Source organism: Gelidimonas diazotrophica (assembly GCF_055694025.1).
On record NZ_CM146349.1, the window covers coordinates 2,777,459 to 2,793,176 of the forward strand.

13 protein-coding genes and 1 pseudogene are annotated in these 15,718 nt (G+C 56.9%); 8 read left to right on the plus strand and 6 right to left on the minus strand.

The annotated features are described in order from the left end of the window. Positions 1–14: 14 nt before the first annotated feature. From rsxB to KGFNPO_RS12870, 3 genes are all read left to right on the plus strand, one after another. A complete protein-coding gene (gene rsxB / locus KGFNPO_RS12860; RefSeq protein ID WP_472631653.1) occupies positions 15–758 on the plus strand; it encodes an electron transport complex subunit RsxB in 744 nt (247 codons plus the stop codon). After that, on the plus strand, positions 758–1,405 hold the full coding sequence (nth, locus tag KGFNPO_RS12865; protein ID WP_472631654.1) for an endonuclease III: 648 nt from the start codon (positions 758–760) through the stop codon (positions 1,403–1,405). Before rsxB ends, nth begins: the two co-directional genes overlap by 1 nt. A gap of 74 nt (positions 1,406–1,479) precedes the next feature. Next, a complete protein-coding gene (locus KGFNPO_RS12870; RefSeq protein WP_472631655.1) occupies positions 1,480–1,911 on the plus strand; it encodes a DUF1841 family protein in 432 nt (143 codons plus the stop codon). Between the two features lie 81 nt (positions 1,912–1,992). On the opposite strand, the gene KGFNPO_RS12875 is transcribed toward KGFNPO_RS12870, so the two are convergent. The 3 genes from KGFNPO_RS12875 to KGFNPO_RS12885 form a co-directional block, all read right to left on the minus strand. Then, the gene (locus KGFNPO_RS12875) at positions 1,993–2,346 is read right to left on the minus strand and encodes a c-type cytochrome (RefSeq protein ID WP_472631656.1); all 354 of its coding nucleotides are present in this window, start codon (positions 2,344–2,346) and stop codon (positions 1,993–1,995) included. A gap of 12 nt (positions 2,347–2,358) precedes the next feature. After that, complete coding sequence (locus KGFNPO_RS12880) at positions 2,359–2,679, minus strand: c-type cytochrome (protein WP_472631657.1); 321 nt, start codon at positions 2,677–2,679, stop codon at positions 2,359–2,361. A 168-nt stretch (positions 2,680–2,847) separates the two neighbouring features. After that, positions 2,848–4,962: a site-specific recombinase gene (locus KGFNPO_RS12885; protein ID WP_472631658.1), complete on the minus strand. Its 2,115-nt coding sequence runs from the start codon at positions 4,960–4,962 to the stop codon at positions 2,848–2,850. Positions 4,963–5,153: 191 nt separating this feature from the next. Here KGFNPO_RS12885 and KGFNPO_RS12890 point away from each other — a divergent pair, with 191 nt between their 5' ends. The 4 genes from KGFNPO_RS12890 (at position 5,154) to parC (ending at position 11,902) form a co-directional block, all read left to right on the plus strand. Continuing rightward, a complete protein-coding gene (locus KGFNPO_RS12890; protein ID WP_472631659.1) occupies positions 5,154–6,008 on the plus strand; it encodes an AAA family ATPase in 855 nt (284 codons plus the stop codon). Positions 6,009–6,172: 164 nt separating this feature from the next. Beyond that, the gene (locus tag KGFNPO_RS12895) at positions 6,173–7,342 is read left to right on the plus strand and encodes a vWA domain-containing protein (RefSeq protein ID WP_472631660.1); all 1,170 of its coding nucleotides are present in this window, start codon (positions 6,173–6,175) and stop codon (positions 7,340–7,342) included. 247 nt (positions 7,343–7,589) lie between these two features. After that, positions 7,590–9,581: a DNA topoisomerase IV subunit B gene (locus KGFNPO_RS12900; RefSeq protein ID WP_472631661.1), complete on the plus strand. Its 1,992-nt coding sequence runs from the start codon at positions 7,590–7,592 to the stop codon at positions 9,579–9,581. Positions 9,582–9,592: 11 nt separating this feature from the next. After that, complete coding sequence (gene parC / locus KGFNPO_RS12905; protein WP_472631662.1) at positions 9,593–11,902, plus strand: DNA topoisomerase IV subunit A; 2,310 nt, start codon at positions 9,593–9,595, stop codon at positions 11,900–11,902. A 542-nt stretch (positions 11,903–12,444) separates the two neighbouring features. Here the strand turns inward: parC and KGFNPO_RS12910 are convergent. The 3 genes and pseudogenes from KGFNPO_RS12910 to KGFNPO_RS12920 all read right to left on the minus strand — a co-directional run bounded on the left by KGFNPO_RS12910 (position 12,445) and on the right by KGFNPO_RS12920 (position 14,621). Continuing rightward, positions 12,445–13,074, minus strand: a complete 630-nt coding sequence (locus tag KGFNPO_RS12910) for a malonic semialdehyde reductase (RefSeq protein WP_472631663.1) — start codon at positions 13,072–13,074, stop codon at positions 12,445–12,447. Between the two features lie 423 nt (positions 13,075–13,497). After that, positions 13,498–13,629, minus strand: a pseudogene (locus KGFNPO_RS12915) (hydrolase); the annotation flags it as partial. Positions 13,630–13,754: 125 nt separating this feature from the next. Continuing rightward, positions 13,755–14,621: a pirin family protein gene (locus tag KGFNPO_RS12920; protein ID WP_472631664.1), complete on the minus strand. Its 867-nt coding sequence runs from the start codon at positions 14,619–14,621 to the stop codon at positions 13,755–13,757. 126 nt (positions 14,622–14,747) lie between these two features. Here KGFNPO_RS12920 and KGFNPO_RS12925 point away from each other — a divergent pair, with 126 nt between their 5' ends. After that, the gene (locus KGFNPO_RS12925; protein ID WP_472631665.1) at positions 14,748–15,656 is read left to right on the plus strand and encodes a LysR family transcriptional regulator; all 909 of its coding nucleotides are present in this window, start codon (positions 14,748–14,750) and stop codon (positions 15,654–15,656) included. Positions 15,657–15,718: the final 62 nt, after the last annotated feature.

Sequence of the window (15,718 nt, forward strand, 5' to 3'; positions counted from 1 at the left end):
GATAATGACGTTTTATGCCATTGAAACCTGCCGTGTCGAAGCCAGCCTCCAAATCACTCGCGGATCTAATCGAAGATATCCTGCCGCAAACCCAGTGCACTAAATGTGGTTATCCCGCCTGTCGTCCTTATGCGGAAGCGATTGCCAGCTGCACCGCCGATATTAACCAATGCCCGCCGGGTGGCGCCGAGGGCGTCCGCCGGCTGGCGCAATTGCTCGGCAAACCGGCAATTGCGCTCAATCCGGCCAACGGTCTGGAGCGGCCGCGCCCGGTTGCGGTAATTGATGAAGCGCTGTGCATCGGCTGCACTTTATGCATCCAGGCTTGCCCGGTGGATGCGATCGTTGGGGCGGCCAAACAGATGCATACCGTATTGCCTGACCTGTGCACCGGCTGCGATTTGTGCGTTGCGCCGTGCCCGGTCGATTGCATTGCAATGGTCAGCGTCACCGGCACCCGCACCGGCTGGAATGCCTGGTCGCAAGCGCAGGCCGATGCGGCACGCGCGCGCCATGACTTCCGAACCAATCGCTTGCGGCGCGAAAAGGCAGAAAACGAGGCCCGGCTCGCGGCCAAGGCAGATGCAAAACTGAAAAGTGTGGAAGCCGAGTTGAGCGTCACCGAGCAGGAAAAGGTCGAGCAAGCCAGGAAGAAGGCCATCATCCAGGCCGCCATCGCACGGGCGCAAAAAAAGAAAGAAGAAATGGCTGCAGCAGCAAATGCAGATAGCGCTCGATCGACACCACCAAAAAATTGATGAACACCCTAAAACGCCGTGAAATTTTTACCCGCTTTCGTAACGCCAACCCGCATCCAACCACGGAACTGGTATACAGCACACCGTTCGAGCTGTTGATTGCAGTCATGCTGTCGGCGCAAGCGACCGACGTTTCAGTCAACAAGGCGACGCGCATATTGTTTCCCGTGGCTAATACTGCGCAATCGATTTACGCACTCGGCGTTGACGAATTAATTCCCTATATTCAATCGATCGGGCTGTACCGCACCAAGGCCAAAAACGTGATCGAAACATGTCGCCTGCTGCTGGCCGACCACGGCGGCAAAGTGCCATGCACGCGGGAAGCATTGCAAGCGCTTCCGGGCGTTGGGCGCAAAACCGCCAACGTGATGCTGAACACCGCATTTGGGCAGCCGACCATGGCGGTCGATACCCACATTTTCAGGGTGTCGAACCGTACCGGCATAGCGCCCGGCAAGAATGTCGATGCGGTTGAGCAAAAATTATTGAAAGTCATTCCGAAGGAATTCATGCTGGATGCGCATCACTGGCTGATCCTGCACGGCCGCTACACTTGCACCGCGCGCAAGCCGCAATGCTGGAACTGCCTGATTGCCGACTTGTGCGATTACAAGTCGAAAACGCCCACGCCAAAAGGGGCTTGATTCCTTACCGCCACGAGCAAATTTAGCCGCAGCAAAGCCGCGTACAATGTGCCGACTTCATAGCCTTTCAAAATATGTACACACCCTCGCAGCACGACGTTCGGCGCTTCTTTTGCGACACTTACCGCAAGCAGCATGCCAACCAGATATTGACCCCGCTGGAAGCGATTGCGGCTGACTGGATTAACCAGCACCCTGAATATGCGGCGGTGCTGGCCGATCTGGATGCCGCTTTGGCAGCCGATTATTCGGTGGAACAAGGCCAGAGCAACCCCTTCCTGCACCTGTCGATGCACCTGTCGATTGCCGAGCAAGTCTCCATCGACCAGCCGCCAGGAATCCGCGCCGCGCATCGCATCCTGGTGCAAAAGCTGGATTCGGAACATCAAGCGCAACACCAGATGATGGAGTGCCTGGGTGAAATGCTATGGGCTTCGCAACGCAGCGGATTGCCGCCCGACGGTGCCGCGTATATCGCGTGCGTCAAGCGGCGGGCATCGACATAATCATCCTGCGGTCCGCCATAAAAAAAGCCACGTTAGTCGTGGCTTTTTTCATGACGCAATTACAAAAATCCGGCAGCGCGCTTATTTGCGCAACACCAGCGAGCCTGGCAGACTGTGCAGATACGCTGCGATATTTTTGATGTCCTGACGCGACAAGGGTTTGACTTGCCCGCCCATGATCGCGTTGCCGCGGCCGTTGGGGCTTTCGCTGCCGCGCTGGTAGCCTACCAGCGCGTACTCCAGATAGCTCTTCTGCTGTCCGGCCAATTTGGGGTAGCTCGGATCGATCGGCGCATTGAAATTCGCACCATGACAGGCAGCGCAAGAATATTTTACAGTCAAGGCCTTGCCGGCAGCGATATCGTCGGCCGCGAAAACGCTGGAACAAGTCAGTGTCGAAGCGAACACCAGCGCCAAAGAAAGAGTGGTTTTCATAGTGGGCTCCGGTTATTTCTGCTGTGCATAGTAAGCTGCCAGATCGGCGATGTCCTGATCCGACAAGCTGCCTGCAACACCGCGCATCGACGGGTGCTTGCGTTCGCCTTTTCGATATTGGATCAGCGCATTTTCAAGGTATTTCTGCGATTGACCGCCAATCATCGGGACTTGATAAACATCGGGAAAAGCAGTTCTGTAACCGGGAATGCCGTGGCATCCGATACACATGGCATTTTTGTTTTCGGCTGCTTTCGGATCACCAACCAGATCCGCTGCTGCAACACCGCTGGCAACACCCGCCAGTGCGAGAAGTGCGAAGAATTTTTTCATGATAATAGGATAGAAAGTACACAGATATTATTCGGATGTGCGGCAGATGATGATGGCTCTGCGCACACTATTCATGTTTATATCACCCGAAGAATTTTTTATATTTATGCCGAACATCAACGGTCTCCTGCCGGCATATTAAGAACAATATGGCTGTCAATTTTTTGATTATTCGCCATTTGTTCCCCGGGTGATTATCACCGATTGTGAAGTTTGCTGCTCGGCACCCCTAGTTGGCAATAAAAATGCCAGCGGCGCGGCGCTGAAGCGGCGCCAGACCAGCCGCAACACCATGCGCCGCACGCGTGCCGGAACGTTGCGCGCCCGCATAGCAAGCGCCAGAGCGCAGCTGAATGCGACGCCCACATTCAGTGCGCCAATACTCGCCACGCCCGCGGCCGCCAGCCAGAACTGGCTCGACAGCACAGTCTGCCACCCCAAGCTCGCCACGGCGGCCGTCAGCGTGCCGGTCGACAGCGTGACGTGCCGCACGTCCAGCGGCAGCCCGAAAAATTGCGCCAGTACCGGCGTCATCCCCAGCAGTACGCCGATGGCGAGGTTGCCGGCCACGCCGGCAATGTGTTGCTCAAGCCACAACGCGCAACGTGCGGCACGGGTAGCGCCCACCACATGCACCAAGCGGCGCTGATAAGTCAGCGATTCGCGCAATCGACGCAACGCAAACCAGTTGTCGGCATAACCTGCCGCCAGACTGGCCAGCCACAGCAAGACTCCGGTCAGCGCGGCGTATAGCGGAGTTGGGCCTAGCGCGGACAAGGAGTGCAGGCTGGCTTGAGCCTGGTCCGCTGTCAGGATCGGAGCGCCGGAAAACAACGCTACGCCGATCGATATCACGACCATGGCAGGGATCACCGCCATCAGATTGCCGAAGATGGCAGCCGATTGCGCGCGCAGCACCAAGACAATTTCCTGCGCCAGCGCACGCAAGCTATCGACGCTGTCGAGCTGACCCATTTTGGCAGCCAGCGCCGGGGCGGTAACTGCCGGCTGCTTGGCTGCAAGAACGCCGCCCACGGCCTGGATCAGGATGAAGCTCAAGGCATAATTCAGGGATGCGAACAGGCCGACAAAAAAACCCGCCAAGCCGATGCCTGCCAGCAAAAACTTGATGCAAACGGTAAACGCAAGCACCACGCCGCCGCGATAGGCGCACTGCCGCATGGCGCGGTAAGCCGCTTTGTCGCGTGCGATATATTGTTCGCCACGATCTGTGTTGCGCTCCACCATTTTCCTTGCAAGCAATGAAAAACTGCGTTGGAACAGGCCGAACAAGGATGATTTCTTATGATACGCATTGATCAGATCAACCAGCAGCGCCTGCATCTGTCCGGCGCCTTGCTCCGCATCGGCGGCAGCCGAGCGCATCTCGATCAGACGCGACATGCGCGCCAGTTGCGCCCGCATGCGCTCGACGCTGTAGACCAGCCCGACCGAGACGCCGAACTCGTCCAGATGGGCATAGATCTTGTCGGTCCGGGCTTGGCAGACGGCAATCAACATGCGCACGCTGCGCAATACCGCGAGGTCCGGCTGCTGCGCCATCAGATAAACTTCCAGCTCGCGTCGAAGCGCCATGAACGGCGTCGCCGACAGCGGCGTGCGGGGCAAAATCCGATGCCGGAAGCCGGCACTGATGCCGGTGGCCACGACATCCGTTACCAAATGGGTCAGTGCTTCGTCGATTTGTTGCGCATAAGTATGGTTAATGCCATCGTCGCCGCACAATTTCCAGATCCGCGTCAATGTGCCCGCATCGAGCTCCGATAACCACAGGGCGTCGGCAGGATCGGGGAACATGGCGGTGATCAGGTGCGACAGATCCATCCTGGTGGGCATCGCCGGCAGCAGTTTGCTTACCAGGTGTTCGTACAATTCGCCGAAGAAAGCCAGCTTGCCAGGCAAGCCGGTAGCGCAAAAAAGCTCGGGGCCGGCGGCCTCGCGCAAACTTTTTTGCAAAGTCAGCTGCACCAGGCGACGCTCTTCGCGATGCCCATCCAGCCAGTCCAGCAAATACAACAAGCGCTGATTCTTGACGCTGCGCCAGACCGCGTTGCCCTGCAGCGTCACTTTCGGCGCATGCCGCAGCCATTCCGCCACATCCATCAGCCAATTGGCGCGCTCTTGCCAGCGCGCATCCGGATTGGCCCGATGCATCAGGGTTTCCACCCGATGCTGAAATTGGGACGGGTTTTGTGCCAGATGATCGGCGCCGTGACGAAACCGGCGCCACATCACCCTGATTTTTAGTAATGTTACTTTCATATTCTTAGTTCGCTTTTACGGGTGCTTTGAATTGTTCAATATGGCAACTTGTGCAAATTTAAAATGCAGGAAAGAATCTTCTGAATGCCACGCCCGATGGTGCCGTTTTAGCGCTGTTGCATGACGCCTTGGCAGGGGCATTCGATTCTCCCTTATACTGAAATCCGATTTCATTCTGATGACACAAGACTATGCGACACAACAACCGCTTCGAAGGTTCCCAAAGCTACGTCGCCACCGACGACCTGAAACTGGCCGTCAATGCGGCCCTGACACTGCAACGCCCGCTGCTCATCAAAGGCGAACCGGGCACCGGAAAAACCATGCTGGCGGAGGAAGTTGCCGCCGCGCTGGATATGCCCTTGTTGCAGTGGCACATTAAATCGACCACCAAGGCGCAGCAGGGATTATATGAGTACGATGCGGTGTCGCGCCTGCGCGATTCGCAACTGGGCGACGAGCGCGTGCGCGACATCCACAACTACATCGTCAAGGGCGTGCTGTGGCAAGCCTTCACCGCCGACCGGCCGGTGGTGTTGCTGATCGACGAGATCGACAAGGCCGACATCGAATTCCCCAACGATCTGCTGCGCGAACTCGACCGCATGGAATTTTACGTCTACGAAACCCGCGAAATGGTGCGTGCCATCCATCGGCCGCTGGTAATCATCACCTCGAACAACGAAAAGGAATTGCCGGATGCCTTTTTGCGCCGCTGTTTCTTCCACTACATCAAATTCCCCGACAAGGACACGATGCAACAAATTGTCGATGTGCACTTCCCGGCGCTCAAAAAAGATTTGCTGGCGCAAGCGCTACAAACCTTTTATGAAGTGCGCGAAGTGCCGGGCCTGAAGAAGAAACCGTCCACCTCGGAATTGCTGGATTGGCTCAAACTGCTGCTGGCCGAAGATATCCCGCCGCACGCGCTGCACAGCAAGGACGCCAAAACGATCGTGCCGCCGCTACATGGCGCATTGCTCAAAAATGAGCAAGACGTGCATTTATTCGAACGTTTAGTATACATGTCGCGCACCAACCGGTAATAAAATATAGGGGAGTATGTACATAAAGCATGCCCTTACCGCATAATTTACATGCGGAAACTAAAAATACATCAAGTAGTATACTTACTCCCAATGTACATGCCCCCACACATGCCGATTTCGCTCACAGGTACGCACGCGACGCTGCGGTTTCTAGGATTATTGTGCTGATTGATTTTTTCTTTACGCTGAAAAACGCCAAAATTCCGGTCTCGATCAAGGAATTCCTGCTGTTGCTGGAAGCGCTGCAAAAAGGCGTGATCGGCACTTCGGTCGACGATTTCTACTATCTGTCACGCACCCTGCTAGTCAAGGACGAAGCGCATTACGACAAATTCGATCAGGCTTTCGGATTGTATTTCAAAGGCATCCACACGATTTTCGAGAAAAATGCCGAGATCCCGCTCGATTGGCTGATGAAGCGCATCGAGCGCGAATTAACGCCGGAGCAGAAAGCGGCAATCGAAAAGTTCGGCTACGACAAGCTGATGGATCGGCTGAAGGATTTGCTCAACGAGCAAAAGGAGCGCCACGAAGGCGGCAACAAATGGATCGGCACCGGCGGCACGTCGCCGTTCGGCCACAGCGGCACCAACCCGGAAGGCATCCGCATCGGCGGCGAAAGTCGTAACCGCAGCGCGGTCAAGGTGTGGGAAGCGCGCGCCTATCGCGATTACGACAGCGAGCGCGAACTCGGCACCCGCAACATCAAGGTCGCGCTGCGGCGACTGCGCAAATTCGCCCGTCAAGGGGCGGAGGAAGAACTGGCGCTGGACGCCACCATTCACGCCACCGCCAACAATGCCGGCTTTCTTGACATCCGGATGCAACCGGAACGCAAAAACAATATCAAGGTGCTGATGCTGCTGGACGTCGGCGGCACCATGGACGACCATATTGCGCGCACCGAAGAACTGTTTTCTGCTGCCAAAACCGAATTCAAGAATATGGAATTCTTTTATTTCCATAATTGCGTCTACGATTATCTGTGGAAAAACAACCGCCGCCGCCACGCGGAACGCTTCCCGACCTGGGATATTTTGCGCAAATATCCGGCTGACACCAAGCTGATTTTCGTCGGCGACGCCACCATGAGCCCGTATGAAATCCTGCAACCGGGCGGCTCGGTCGAATACAATAACGCCGAAGCCGGCGCCGCCTGGCTGCAGCGCTTCACCCAGGCCTTCCCGAAATTCATCTGGCTCAACCCGGAACCGGAAGGCTTATGGCAATACCGCCAATCGGTCGCCATCATGCAGCAGTTGATGAGCAACCGCATGTTCGGACTCACCATCGACGGCCTGGAACGCGGAATGCGGCTGTTGAGCAAGTGACCGTATTCATGCGTATTCATGCGTATTCATGCGTATTCATGCGGCGCAATGGTGAAGCAGGGGTTTCGTGGGGCAGTGCCCCGCGCCTGTGGAACGGTATCCGCTTGCAAGCGGATATGCGCCCTGCAAGGGCTGCGCTTATTGCACCCTACACATTGCGCCCTACACAGAATTTTCATTAAAATGTTGGCGCACAACATAATCCTGCAACACACCATTTCAGTCTTTAAAAAGTATCGCCCACCGCATGGCAACTAAACAATCCGAATACAACGAATCCTCCATCCGCGTGCTGAAAGGCCTGGAACCTGTCAAACAGCGTCCAGGCATGTACACCCGCACCGAAAACCCGATGCACATCGTGCAGGAAGTCATCGACAATGCTTCCGACGAAGCGCTGGGCGGCTTCAGCAAGACCATTCTGGTCACCATCAATGCCGATAGCAGCGTCAGCGTCGAAGACGATGGCCGCGGCATCCCGGTCGGGCTGCATCCGGAAGAAAATGTGCCGACCGTCGAAATCGTATTCACCCGGCTGCACGCGGGCGGCAAATTCGACAAGGGTAGCGGCGGCGCCTATGCATTCTCGGGCGGCTTGCACGGCGTCGGCGTATCGGTCACTAACGCCTTATCTTCCCGGCTGGAAATTACGGTCTGGCGTAAGGATGATCAAGGCAATGGCGTGCATCAAATGGCGTTTGCCGACGGCGACGTGATCGAACCGCTGATATCGCGCCCGGCTTTTCGCGAAGGAAAAAAATCCGGCACCCGCGTCACCGTCTGGCCTAATCCTAAATATTTCGATTCTCCCAATATCGCGCTGGCCGACTTGCAGCGTTTGCTGCGCTCAAAAGCGGTGCTGCTACCGGGTGTCAAAGTCACGCTGGACAACGCCAAGACCGGCGACAGTCAAACCTGGCAATACGATCAAGGCTTGCGCGGCTACCTGATGGAATCGCTGGCGCAAACTTCCAGCGGCGAAACCCTGATCCCGCTGTTTGAAGATGCACAACATGCGAGCAGCGACACCGAAGGATTTGCCGAAGGCGAAGGTGCGAGCTGGGTGGTAGCCTGGACCGAAGACGGTAGCGTAGTGCGCGAATCGTATGTGAATCTGATCCCGACTCCGGCCGGCGGCACCCACGAATCAGGCTTGCGCGAAGGCTTATATGGCGCGGTGAAAAGCTTCGTCGACATGCATTCGCTGCTGCCGAAAGGTGTCAAATTGTTGCCGGAAGACGTATTTGCCCGCGTTTCCTTTGTGCTGTCGGCCAAGGTGCTCGATCCGCAATTCCAGGGCCAGATCAAGGAAAGATTGAATTCCCGCGATGCAGTCAAGCTGGTGTCGAGTTTCACCAAACCGGCGCTGGAGTTGTGGCTCAATCATCACGTCGAATACGGTAAAAAACTGGCCGAACTGGTGATCAAACAGGCGCAATCGCGGCTGCGCTCGGCCCAAAAAGTCGAGAAAAGGAAATCCTCCGGCGTGGCAGTGCTGCCGGGTAAATTGACCGATTGCGAATCCTCCGACATTGCGCGCAATGAAATTTTCCTGGTCGAAGGCGATTCCGCCGGCGGCTCGGCCAAGATGGGGCGCGACAAGGAATTTCAGGCGATTCTGCCCTTGCGCGGCAAGGTCTTGAACGCGTGGGAAACCGAGCGCGACCGCCTGTTTGCGAACAACGAAATTCACGATATTGCAGTGGCAATCGGCGTCGATCCGCATGGCAGGAACGATGCGATTGATTTCAGCAGCCTGCGCTACGGCAAAATCTGCATTTTGTCCGATGCCGACGTGGATGGCTCGCATATTCAAGTGCTGCTGCTGACGCTGTTTTTCCGCCACTTTCCACAACTGATCGACCGCGGCCACATTTGCGTGGCGCGCCCACCCCTGTTCAGAATCGATGCGCCGGCGCGTGGCAAGAAACCGGCACAGAAAATCTATGCGCTCGACGATGGCGAACTGACCGCAATTGAAGACAAGTTGCGCAAGGAAGGCATCAAGGATGGCGCGTGGACCATTGCGCGCTTCAAGGGTCTGGGCGAAATGAATGCCGAGCAATTGTGGGAAACCACGATGAACCCCGATACCCGCCGCCTGTTGCCGATCACGCTCGGCGCGCTGGACGTGACTGACTCCGAAGCGCGCTTCCACATGCTGATGGGCAAAGGCGAAGCCGCGTCGCGCCGCGCCTGGATCGAAGAGCACGGCAACGAAGCCGAAGCCGATATCTAACAAGAAAAACCATGACCGACCAAACCACGCTATTTGAACCTGCCTCTGCCGACGACGAAACCCTGACGCTGGCCACTTTCGCCGAACGCGCCTATCTCGATTACGCGATCTCGGTCGTCAAGGGCCGTGCGCTGCCCGACGTTTGCGACGGCCAGAAACCGGTGCAGCGCCGCATTTTGTATGCAATGAACGAACTGGGCCTGAACGCGGCCGCCAAACCGCGCAAATCGGCGGCCGTAGTCGGCGACGTGCTGGGCAAACTGCATCCGCATGGCGACCAATCGGTGTATGACGCGCTGGTGCGGATGGCGCAGGATTTCTCGTTGCGCTACCCGCTGATCGACGGCCAGGGCAATTTCGGCTCACGCGACGGCGATGGCGCGGCGGCGATGCGGTATACCGAAGCGCGGCTGACGCCGATTGCCAAATTGCTGCTGGAAGAAATCGGCATGGGCACCATCGATTTCCAGCCCAATTACGACGGCTCAACCGAAGAACCGATGCTGCTGCCGGGCCGCTTGCCTTTCGTGCTACTGAACGGCGCGTCCGGCATCGCGGTCGGCCTGGCGACTGAAATCCCGTCGCACAACCTGCAGGAAATCGCCCGTGCGTGCGTGGCTCTGATCCGCAATCCCCATCTGAGCCATGCCGAATTGATGGAATTCGTGCCGGGACCGGATTTCCCCGGCGGCGGGCAAATCATCAGCGCGCCACAAGCGCTGTCTGAGATGTACCAAAGCGGACGCGGCAGCATGAAGGTGCGCGCTTGCTGGAAAATCGAAGACCTGGCACGTGGTCAGTGGCAGGCAGTCATCACCGAACTGCCGCCGGGCACTTCGTCGCAAAAGATTCTGGAAGAAATCGAAGAACTGACCAACCCGAAGGTCAAACTCGGCAAGAAAACGCTGACGCCGGAACAGGCCAATTTGAAGCAAAGCGTGCTGTCGATGCTCGACACGATACGCGACGAATCCGGCCGCGCTGCGCCGGTACGTCTGGTGCTGGAACCGAAATCCCGGACCCAGGATCAGGCCGCATTCATGCAAATGTTGTTAGCGCACACTTCGCTGGAAACCAGCGCCTCGCTGAATCTGGTGATGATCGGCGGCGATGGCCGGCCGCGCCAGAAAGCACTGGGCGAGATCCTGCGCGAGTGGATAACATTCCGCTTTGCCACGGTAACGCGCCGCACCGAGCATCGCTTGCGCCGTGTCGATGAGCGCATCCATATCCTCGAAGGGCGGGAAGCGATCCTGCTCAACATCGACAAAGTCATCAAAATCATCCGCGCATCGGACGAGCCAAAACCAGCGCTGATCCAGGCGTTTTCGTTGTCCGACCGCCAGGCCGAAGACATCCTGGAAATCCGTCTGCGCCAATTGGCGCGGCTGGAATCGATCAAGATTCAACAGGAACTCGCTACGCTGCGCAGCGAGCGCGCCGGCTTGCAGGAATTGCTCGACAATCCTGCGGTCTTGAAAAAATGCATCATCAAGGAAATCGAAGCCGATGCAAAGCAGTTTGGCGACCCGCGCCGGACCCTGATCGAAGCCGCTGAAAAAGCGGTGATGGAACAGAAAGTGGTGGATGAAGCGGTCAGCATCGTGATTTCACGCCAGGGCTGGATACGGGCCCGCACCGGCCACGGCCACGATGCGGCGCAATTCGCCTTCAAGACCGGCGATGCGCTGTATGGCATCTTCGAATGCCGCACGGTCGACAACTTGCTGGCGTTCGGCTCCAACGGCCGCATCTATTCGGTGCCGGTCTCGGCCCTGCCGAACGCGCGCGGCGACGGCATGCCGATCACCGCTTTTATCGAACTGGCTAACGGGTCGCACATCCTGCATTATTTTGCCAGTGCGGCGGATGTGACGCTATTGCTGACCTCGGACGCCGGTTACGGCTTTACCGCGCAAACAGGCGACATGATCAGCCGCAATAAAGCCGGTAAAACCTTCGTCAAACTGGAAGACGGCGACACCCTGCTGCCGCCTTGCATCGTTAAAAACGATGACAACGCGATCGCCTGCCTGTCGGAACATGGCCGCTTGCTGGTGTTCGGCCTGACTGAAATCAAGTCGCTCTCCAGCGGCGGACGCGGCGTAATCATGATGGCACTGGAAGACCGGGAAAAACTGTTGACTGCGCAGACCATCAATCAGAATGGACTGATCGTCACCGGCATTGGCCGCGGCGGCAAAGCCCAGACCGTGACACTGAAAGCCACCGCTCTCGTAGCCCACATCGCCAAACGCGCGCGCAAAGGAAAAGTGCTGGAAAGCAGGATCAAAGCAGTTGCCCTGGAACCGGCAGCTTGACGATTGACTGGTATTTTCGCTGGAGTATATGCATAAATATGCCTATCTCCGCATATCTTTATTGCGCATAAGAAATATACCGTATTGAGTATATATGGAGTGCTGCAGCAGGCGGTTGTGCTGAGAAAGCCCCAGCGGGGGCGTTGGTCACGGCAACCGATTAGCTCAGAGGCTGTCCGGCAAACGAAATGGATGCCTTGTTAGGTGTCCATTTTTTTCTATTCAGATGGCCAAAGGCATCGGGGACGACTGTCGCAGAATAGCCAGTACCGCACATTCATCGACAGTAGAGCGCAAGGGGGTCGCGCCTCGTGGCCGGCAGCATGGCGCCAGGGAATCGTTTGGTATTCCGCTCGCGCAGAGATGGCGCTATCGGGCAAGTGAAAAGCCAGCCTATCGAGTAGTAATTCCATTAGGCGCTAACGTCGCCATATTGACGTTTCCAGTGATGTATTTCTCCAGGAATAAGGAGGCCGGTTTCCCGTGTCTGACTGACGGTAACGGATTCCTGTTTTAAGACGATATGCGTTTTGGCTTCCGGATCAAAGTAATTTGCATGCTTCATCAAAATCGAGGCGGGGGCTGCGCGGAAAAAGTTTAATCGGATCTCCATAGCCCAGGTTGCACAGGAAGTTGGTCTTGATGTGGCTGTCCGGAAAATACTCATACTCGAAGTTCAATCGCTTCGTGCCCGGGAAGAATTCATGGTCCACTTTCGTTTGGTCGAACCCGGACATCGGACCACAGTCCAATCCGAGGGCACGCGCCGCGATCATGAAGTAGGCTCCCTGCAGCGAACTGTTCCGCCTGGCAGTGACCTCGGCGAGTTCCGGCGTGTCGGCGAACCAGGCGCGTGCGTCCACGTGAGGAAATAGTTTTGGTAATTGCTCAAAGAACTTACCATCGTAGCCGATGATGGCCGTGACCGGCGCCGCCATGGTCTTTTCCACATTGCCCGGCGCCAACGCCGGCCGTAGTCGCTCTTTAGCTTCTGGCGTGCGCAGGAATAAAATTCGCGCCGGAGAACAATTTGCGCTGGTCGGTCCCCATTTCATGATGTCATAGAGTCGACGTAAGACATCGTCGCTCACCGGCTTATCCAGCCAGGCGTTGTGGGTACGCGCCTTGAAAAATAAAAGGTCAAGCCCGTCTTCGTTCAGTTGGTTGCTCATGGTAATTCCATAAATTTTGGTTAGACTTGCCGATGCCCCTGCCCTAAAAGTATAGTTGGCATGAACCAAAATGAAATGACTTTCTTCATGAATCAGTCACACAGCGGAATGGCGTCGGCTGTGGTCCGCAGTATCGACCCGTGCACGCACCTCCTGCGCAAGGTGTTGAGATTGACGAGTCGCAATTCACGCAACATTTAGCAAACATGGCGCGGATCAGTGTCGATGAGCTGCAACAGTTAATGGCGACTGGCGAGAAACCCGTGATTGTTGACGTGCGAGGGTGTCCGCGATTTTGTGTAATCGGAAAATTGCTTAATGCTGCGGCATACGCACATAGATTTCAGTATTTTTGACTCTTTCGTGCTTTTCGTGTCGTTCGTGGACAGCGCAATGGCTTCATGCAATCGCCCTGCATTGGTGTCACTTACGTAGTGAATCCAGTTGTTCGTTCTTGGTCGCGACCTCTTGTGCCTTCGTGTAGCTCTCGATCAGCAACTGATACTCGGGGAATATTTTGGTGTAAACCTCAGCCCACTGGAGTGCATTCTCGCGGTAGTGATCACCGGGATCTTGCACAGCGTCGCCATCTTGGCCAGCGCGGCGGCATCGGCATGTCGTTAATGGTCTGGAACAGGCCGCTCTGGTTCTCTTCTGCTAGTTCAAGCGCGGCCAGCGCGTCACGCACTCATCTGGCCGAACCGGCCGCTGTTGAAATCCTGCATCGCCTGCGTGATTTCGTCCGATGTGTTCATCACGAACGGCCCGTAGGCGACCACTGGCTCGTCGATCGGCTCTCCGCTCAGCAGCAACACCGTGGCATCACTGCTGGCTTCCAACGAGATGTCGGTGCCGTCCCGCTCCAGCATCACCATCTGGGCCTCGTGCGCCGCTTGATTGCCGTTTACCAGCACGCTGCCGCGCAGGACAATCAGCCCGAGCGTCCGATTCTCAGGCACGCTCAGTTCGGTGTAGCCACCCTGCTTCAGGCGCAGATCCCACACGTCGATCGGCGTGAAAGTATGCGCAGGCCCATGGTGACCTTCGTAATTGCCTGCAATGACGCGCACGCGACCGGCTTCGTCAGGCAACGCTACTGATGGAATGTCGCCGTCCAGCACGGTCTGGTAGCCCGGCGCGGCCATCTTGTCCTTGGCCGGCAGATTGACCCACAATTGCACCATCTCCAGAGTGCCACCATTGCGGGTGAACTCCTGCGAATGGAATTCCTGGTGCAGGATGCCGGAGGCGGCAGTCATCCACTGGACGTCGCCAGGACCGATGCGCCCACCACTGCCGGTAGAGTCGCGGTGCTCCACTTCTCCCTGGTAAACGATGGTCACCGTTTCGAAGCCGCGATGCGGGTGCTGGCCCACGCCACGGGGACTGGTTGCCGGTGCGAACTGAGTCGGTCCGGCATAATCCAGCATCAGGAAAGGGCTGATGTGCTGACCTAAAGTGTGGTGCGAGAATAGCGTGCGCACCGGGAAACCATCGCCGACCCAGTGCTGCTTGGGGCTGCTGTAGACGCCGAGAATCTTTTTCATGTCGTGCTCCTTGCTTGAGACCAATCTGATGTGATTGGGATGATATAAGTGTAGTTTTTACCTGATAATTGCGCTAGATAGCCTGATTCATACTCAGCGTCCTATATTCAGAACAATGGGGAAGACATGACACGAGACCTCAATGACCTCTTTTTCTTTGCCCAGGTGGTCGATCATCATGGCTTTGCACCCGCAGGGCGGGCATTGGGCATCCCTAAGTCAAAGTTGAGCCGGCGTATCGCGCTGCTGGAGGAGCGGCTTGGAGTGCGCCTTATCCAGCGCTCGACACGAAGCTTCTCGGTCACTGAAATAGGGCAAAGCTATTACAACCACTGCAAAGCGATGTTGGTGGAAGCCGAAGCGGCGCAGGAAGCCATCGACATGAACCGCTCCGAACCGCAAGGGATAGTGCGGCTGACCTGCCCGGTTGCCTTGCTCCACTCCCGCGTGGGAGTCATTCTGGCCGACTTCATGGCCGATAACCCACGGGTGTCCGTGCATCTCGAAGCCACCAACCGCCGCGTCGACGTGATCGGCGAGGGTATCGATGTGGCGATCCGGGTACGCCCGCCGCCGCTGCAAGATAGCGATTTGGTGATGAAGGTGTTGGGCGAACGCAGATGGTGCCTGGCAGCGAGCCCGGGTTTGCTGCAAAAATACGCCGTACCCGAAGTGCCGGCCGATTTGAATAACTTGCCGAGCCTGGATCTGGGGCCGCAGCAAGCCGAGCATGTGTGGCAGCTTGCGGGGTCAGCAGGCGCAGTGGCGGCAATTCGTCACATCCCGCGCCTTGTCACCGACGATATGATTGCGTTGCGCCTGGCTGCGATCGCAGGCGCGGGAATCGTCAGCCTGCCGACGATGATGCTGACTGACGAGATCAGGGACGGCAAGCTGGTGCAATTAATTCCCGACTGGGCGCCGAAAGGGGGCCTCATCCACGCGGTATTTCCTTCCAGACGCGGACTGCGTCCTGCGGTTCGCTTGCTGATCGATTGTCTGGCTATGCGATTCCAGCAATTGGACGAAGACTAGTTCCCGGATTTTGGCGGCGATCTGCGGCACAGCGGATAAATGCGGACGCAGGGCGTCCGCAC

What these genes read in the sequence shown, in the direction of transcription:
- KGFNPO_RS12890 (WP_472631659.1), top strand. Translation starts at nt 5,154, where the DNA reads ATGCGACACAACAACCGCTTCGAAGGTTCCCAAAGCTACGTCGCCACC.
- KGFNPO_RS12900 (WP_472631661.1), top strand. Translation starts at nt 7,590, where the DNA reads ATGGCAACTAAACAATCCGAATACAACGAATCCTCCATCCGCGTGCTG.
- KGFNPO_RS12870 (WP_472631655.1), top strand. Translation starts at nt 1,480, where the DNA reads ATGTACACACCCTCGCAGCACGACGTTCGGCGCTTCTTTTGCGACACT.
- rsxB (WP_472631653.1), top strand. Translation starts at nt 15, where the DNA reads ATGCCATTGAAACCTGCCGTGTCGAAGCCAGCCTCCAAATCACTCGCG.
- nth (WP_472631654.1), top strand. Translation starts at nt 758, where the DNA reads ATGAACACCCTAAAACGCCGTGAAATTTTTACCCGCTTTCGTAACGCC.
- KGFNPO_RS12875 (WP_472631656.1), bottom strand. Translation starts at nt 2,346, where the DNA reads ATGAAAACCACTCTTTCTTTGGCGCTGGTGTTCGCTTCGACACTGACT.
- KGFNPO_RS12880 (WP_472631657.1), bottom strand. Translation starts at nt 2,679, where the DNA reads ATGAAAAAATTCTTCGCACTTCTCGCACTGGCGGGTGTTGCCAGCGGT.
- KGFNPO_RS12910 (WP_472631663.1), bottom strand. Translation starts at nt 13,074, where the DNA reads ATGAGCAACCAACTGAACGAAGACGGGCTTGACCTTTTATTTTTCAAG.
- KGFNPO_RS12885 (WP_472631658.1), bottom strand. Translation starts at nt 4,962, where the DNA reads ATGAAAGTAACATTACTAAAAATCAGGGTGATGTGGCGCCGGTTTCGT.
- KGFNPO_RS12920 (WP_472631664.1), bottom strand. Translation starts at nt 14,621, where the DNA reads ATGAAAAAGATTCTCGGCGTCTACAGCAGCCCCAAGCAGCACTGGGTC.
- KGFNPO_RS12925 (WP_472631665.1), top strand. Translation starts at nt 14,748, where the DNA reads ATGACACGAGACCTCAATGACCTCTTTTTCTTTGCCCAGGTGGTCGAT.
- parC (WP_472631662.1), top strand. Translation starts at nt 9,593, where the DNA reads ATGACCGACCAAACCACGCTATTTGAACCTGCCTCTGCCGACGACGAA.